Annotated in this window: 4 protein-coding genes; all 4 read left to right on the plus strand. The window is 68.8% G+C overall.

Translation table 11 applies throughout. The features are described 5' to 3' along the window. Positions 1 to 60 precede the first annotated feature (60 nt). Positions 61 to 1305 (plus strand): acetate kinase, encoded by a 1245-nt coding sequence (locus VFX99_RS03045; RefSeq protein WP_329664843.1) that lies wholly within the window; start codon positions 61 to 63, stop codon positions 1303 to 1305. Between the two features lie 66 nt (positions 1306 to 1371). Then, positions 1372 to 2193 (plus strand): HAD family hydrolase, encoded by an 822-nt coding sequence (locus VFX99_RS03050; protein WP_414684312.1) that lies wholly within the window; start codon positions 1372 to 1374, stop codon positions 2191 to 2193. Beyond that, positions 2190 to 4706, plus strand: a complete 2517-nt coding sequence (locus tag VFX99_RS03055) for a glycoside hydrolase family 65 protein (protein ID WP_329664845.1) — start codon at positions 2190 to 2192, stop codon at positions 4704 to 4706. The genes VFX99_RS03050 and VFX99_RS03055 overlap by 4 nt, the downstream gene beginning before the upstream one ends. A gap of 52 nt (positions 4707 to 4758) precedes the next feature. After that, on the plus strand, positions 4759 to 5562 hold an 804-nt coding region (gene dnaX / locus VFX99_RS03060), incomplete at its 3' end, for a DNA polymerase III subunit gamma/tau (RefSeq protein WP_329664846.1).

Genomic DNA, 5562 nt, shown 5'->3' on the forward strand with positions numbered 1-5562 from the left:
GGAGGACATCGTGAACACGATCGCGATCACGGCCATCCAGGCGCAGGCCCAGGTGCCCGCGTGAGCGTCGTGCTGGTGGTCAACAGCGGCTCGTCGTCGTTCAAATACCAGTTGATCGACATGGATGCCGAGACCGTCCTCGCCTCCGGACTCGTGGAGCGGATCGGCGACCCTTCGACCGGCTCGGAGACCGGAGGGCGGTCGTCGCACACGGTCTACGCCCCGCCGGCCGACGGCCCCGCGCCCGCGATGCTGAATGCGACGTACAAGCGCGAGCTGCCCATCCCCGATCACACGGCGGGGTTCGCCGTCATGCTCGACGCGTTCGCCGACAACGGCCCGTCGCTCGCGGACCATGCGCCGATCGCGGTGGGCCACCGGGTCGTGCACGGCGGGGCACGGTTCTTCGAGCCGACGCTGATCACGCCTCCGGTGGAGGCGGGGATCGACGAACTGTCGGTGCTGGCGCCGCTGCACAACCCCGCGAACCTCGCCGGCATCGTCGCGGCGCGCAAGGCGTTCCCGGACGTCCCGCATGTCGCGGTGTTCGACACGGCCTTCCACCAGACGCTGCCGCGCGCCGCCTACACCTATGCGATCGACTCCGACCTCGCAGCCGAGCACCGGATCCGGCGCTACGGATTCCACGGGACCAGCCACAAGTTCGTGAGCGAGGCCGCCGCCGACTTCGTCGGCCGACCCTTGGCCGAGCTCAAGCAGATCGTGTTCCACCTGGGCAACGGCGCCTCGGTGACCGCGATCGACGGCGGCCGCTCGGTCGAGACGTCGATGGGGCTCACGCCCCTCGAGGGTCTGGTGATGGGCACCCGCTCCGGCGACATCGATCCGGCGGTGCTGTTCCACCTCGCCCGACGGGCGGGCATGACGATCGATGATCTCGACGATCTCCTGAACAAGCGGAGCGGACTGCTCGGCCTGTCGGGATACGCCGACTACCGCGACATCCGTTCCGCCATGCAGCGGGGCGACGAGCGTGCCGTCCTCGCGTTCGAGGTGTACGTGCACCGGCTGCGCGGCTACGCCGGCGCCTACCTCGCGCAGATGGGCGGGGTCGATGTCGTCTCCTTCACCGCCGGGGTCGGCGAGAACACCCCTCTCGTGCGTGCCGCGGCGCTGGAGACGCTCGGCTTCGCCGGTGTCGAGATCGACCCGGAGCGCAACGAAGGGCCGGGTCGCGGCATCCGGATGATCTCGACGGATGCCTCCTATGTGACCGTCCTCGTCGTGCCGACGAACGAGGAACTCGAGATCGCCCGCCAGACGCTCGAGGTCGCCGCCGCCTGATCCGCCGCCGGAGCGGGACTTGGTTACGGCGCTCATCGTGCCGCACTACGCTTGCAGAACGGCGCAATGTGGAGCCGCAGCCCGTCATCCGCACCTCGTCCTGGAGGATTCGTGGCCGTCGACACCCTGCCCGACCTGAGGTCCTTCGACGCCGTCCTGTTCGACCTGGACGGCGTGCTGACTCCCACCGCCGAGCTGCACATGCACGCGTGGCAGACCATGTTCGAGGAGGTCTTCGACGCCTGGGGGATCCAGCCCCCGTACACCGAGCGGGATTACTTCGACCACCTCGATGGCAAGAAGCGCTACGACGGAGTCGCCAGTCTGCTGCGCAGTCGCGACGTCGAAGTGCCGTGGGGCGATCCGTCCGACGACACCTCCGCCGACACCGTCTGCGGAATCGGCAATCGCAAGAACGAGGTGTTCTCACGCCTGCTGAGGGCAGAGGGCATCGTCGCGTATCCCGGATCGGTGGCGCTCCTGGACGAGCTGGATGCGGCCGGAACGCCCACCGCGGTGGTCTCGAGCTCGAAGAACGCCGAGGAGGTGCTGCGCTCGGCAGGTCTGCGCGAGCGCTTCGCGGTGGTGATGGACGGCGTGATCGCCGAGCGTGATCACCTGCAGTCCAAGCCAGCACCCGACGTCTTCCTCGAGGCCGCGCGGATGCTGGGGGTCGACCCGGCACGGAGCGTCGCCGTCGAGGATGCCATCAGCGGCGTGCAGTCCGCCGCTGCCGGCGGCTTCGCACTGGTGATCGGCGTCGACCGCGGCACCGGCCCGGACGAACTGCGCAAGGCCGGCGCGGACCTCGTCGTCGAGGATCTCGCCGAGCTCGTGCGCAGTCCCGACACCGCGCCCACGGCGGACGCCCAGGAGAAATCCGCATGATCGACCGCGACCGATTCCCGGTGGACCCCTGGAACCTCGTCGAGAGCAGCTTCTCGCCCGACGATGCCGGCGTCACCGAGAGCATCTTCTCCGTCGGAAACGGGTATCTGGGACTGCGCGGCAACCAGATCGAAGGCCGGATCGCGCACGAGCACGGCACATTCATCAACGGGTTCCACGAGACGTTCCCGATCCGTCACGCAGAGCAGGCGTACGGTTTCGCCGAGGTCGGCCAGACGATCATCAACGCGCCCGATGCCAAGGTCATGCGCGTCTACGTCGATGACGAGCCTCTGTCGCTGGACATCGCGGACATGCGCGAATACGAGCGCGTCCTCGACATGCGTGCGGGCGTGCTGCGGCGTCGTATCCACTGGACCACGCCGTCCGGCAAGGACGTCCTCATCGAGGACGACCGACTCGTCTCATTCGAGGAGAAGCATCTCGCGATCCTCCGCCTCGAGGTCACCGTCCTCAACGCCGATGCCCCCGTCACCGTCAGCTGCCAGGTGATCAACCGCCAGGACGGCGAGAACGTGTACGGCGGAACGCCGTTGGCCCCCAGGAAGGGCGGGCCCGACCCGCGCAAGGCCGAGCGGATCCAGGAGCGCGTGCTGCAGCCGCAGGAGTACTGGCAGGACCGCGGCCGCTCCACCCTCTCCTACGAAGTCACCGAATCGGGCATGACCATCGCGGTCGTGGCCGATCACCTGATCGAGACCGAGAACGAGTACACGCACCGCACGCTCGTCGAGCCTGACATCGCCAAAGACGTCTTCCGGGTGCAGGCCAAGGCCGGCGTCCCGATCCGGATCACCAAGCTCGTGAGCTACCACACGTCGCGCGGAGTGCCCGCACGCGAGCTGGTGGACCGCTGCCGGCGCACCCTCGACCGAGTGGAGGTCGAGGGCATCGAGCTGCAGTATGAGCGTCAGCGCCTCTGGCTCGACGGATTCTGGGAGCGCTCCGACGTTCGCATCAGCGGTCACGACGATCTGCAGCAGGGGACGCGCTGGTGTCTCTTCCAACTCGCGCAGGCCGCGGCGCGCGCCGACGGCCAGGGCGTCCCCGCGAAGGGCGTCACCGGTTCCGGGTACAGCGGTCACTACTTCTGGGACACCGAGATCTACATCCTCCCGTTCCTCGCGTACACGACGCCGCTTTGGGCCCGCAATGCGATCCGCATGCGCTACCTGATGCTGCCCGCCGCGCGCCGGCGCGCTCATCAGCTGAACGAGCACGGCGTGCTGTTCCCGTGGCGCACCATCAACGGCGAGGAGGCGTCCGCCTATTACGCGGCCGGAACGGCGCAGTACCACATCAACGCAGACGTCTGCTTCGCTCTCGCCAAGTACGTGCGGGCGACCGGAGACACCGAGTTCCTCTATCGCGAAGGAGTCGACATCGCGGTCGAGACCGCTCGGCTGTGGGCGACGCTGGGGTTCTGGCGCACGCTCGAGACCGACGGCGAGGAGTCCTTCCACATCCACGGCGTGACCGGCCCGGACGAGTACACGACGGTCGTGAACGACAACCTCTTCACCAACGTCATGGCCCGGTTCAACCTGCGCTTCGCAGCGCACACGGTGCGCGACATGGCCCGCGACGATCCTGAGGCGTACCGGCGGATGGCCGACCGCCTGCGCCTGGACCCGTCCGAGGCGGAAGGGTGGGAGCGGGCCTCCGAGGCCATGCACATCCCGTTCAGCCCGGCCCTCGGCATCCACCCGCAGGACGCCGTGTTCCTGGAACGCGAGGTGTGGGACCTCGAGCACACCCCCGCCGACCAGCGGCCGCTGCTCCTGCACTTCCACCCGCTGGTGATCTACCGCTACCAGGTGCTCAAGCAGGCGGATGTCGTGCTGGCGCTCTTCCTGCAGGGCAACCACTTCTCGGACGAGGACAAGCTGGCGGACTTCGAGTACTACGATCCGCTCACCACCGGCGACTCGACGCTCTCCGCCGTCGTGCAGGCCATCCTCGCCGCGGAGGTCGGCTACCAGGACCTCGCGCTGGAGTACTTCCGCCAGTCGATATTCGTCGACCTCGGCGACCTGCACAACAACGCCTCGGACGGCGTGCACGTGGCATCGGCCGGCGGGGTGTGGACGGCGCTCGTGTGCGGTTTCGGAGGCATGCGCGACCACTTCGGCGAGCTGTCCTTCGACCCGCGGCTGCCGGTGGACTGGCCAGAGCTGGCCTACACCGTGCACTGGCACGGCACGCCGCTGATGGTGACGCTGACCCGCCACGAGCTGCGCGTCCGGGCGGGGGAGGGCGATCCGCTGGTGTTCAGCGTCCGCGGCGAGGCGTTCGCGATCGGCTCGGGCGAAGAGGTCGTGGTGCCGCTCGTCGGACAGGGACCGGTGATCCCGGGCCGGCCGTCGCTGAAGAAGTTCGCCGACATCCGGCGCGAGGACGGAACGCTGCTGTCGGCATCCGTGCCGACCGTGACCTCGACGATCCCGATCATCGGGATCGGAGCGGATGTCGAGCACGGCGCGGACGTCTGATGGCGGCGATCCCGCTCGGCGGCATGTCGCACGCACGCCGTAGGCTGGGCGCGTGACGACCGCTCTGTACCGCCGATACCGTCCCGAGACGTTCGGCGAGATGATCGGCCAGGCGCAGGTCACCGAGCCGCTCATGACCGCGCTGCGCGGCGACCGGGTCGGGCACGCGTACCTCTTCTCGGGCCCGCGGGGCTGCGGCAAGACGACCTCCGCGCGCGTGCTCGCGCGCTGCCTGAACTGCGCCCAGGGCCCCACCGACGTTCCGTGCGGCGTGTGCGACAGCTGCATGGAACTCGGCCGCGACGGCGGGGGCTCCCTCGACGTGGTCGAGATCGACGCAGCGAGCCACAACGGCGTCGACGACGCACGCGACCTGCGCGAGCGGGCGGTGTTCGCGCCCGCACGCGACCGCTTCAAGATCTTCATCCTCGACGAGGCTCACATGGTCACGCCGCAGGGGTTCAACGCCCTGCTGAAGCTCGTCGAGGAGCCGCCCGACCACGTCAAGTTCATCTTCGCCACGACCGAGCCCGAGAAGGTCATCGGCACCATCCGCTCGCGCACCCATCACTACCCGTTCCGCCTGGTGCCTCCCGCTCCCATGCTCGAATACGTGCAGACTCTGTGCGAGACCGAGGGCGTCACGGTCGAACCCGGGGTGCTCTCGCTGGTGGTGCGGGCAGGCGGGGGGTCTCCGCGAGACACGCTGTCCCTGCTCGATCAGCTGATCGCGGGGTCGGAGGGGTCGCTGGTGAGCTATTCGCGGGCCGTCTCGCTGCTCGGCTACACGCATGCCGAGCTGCTCGACGAGGTCGTGGACGCGTTCGCGGCCGCCGACGGGTCGGGCGTCTTCGGG

Source organism: Microbacterium sp., assembly GCF_036277215.1.
Lineage (GTDB): Bacteria > Actinomycetota > Actinomycetes > Actinomycetales > Microbacteriaceae > Microbacterium.

Excerpts from the sequence above, each read along its gene's own strand:
- VFX99_RS03050 (WP_414684312.1), top strand. The coding sequence starts at position 1,372 with ATGTGGAGCCGCAGCCCGTCATCCGCACCTCGTCCTGGAGGATTCGTG.
- VFX99_RS03055 (WP_329664845.1), top strand. The coding sequence starts at position 2,190 with ATGATCGACCGCGACCGATTCCCGGTGGACCCCTGGAACCTCGTCGAG.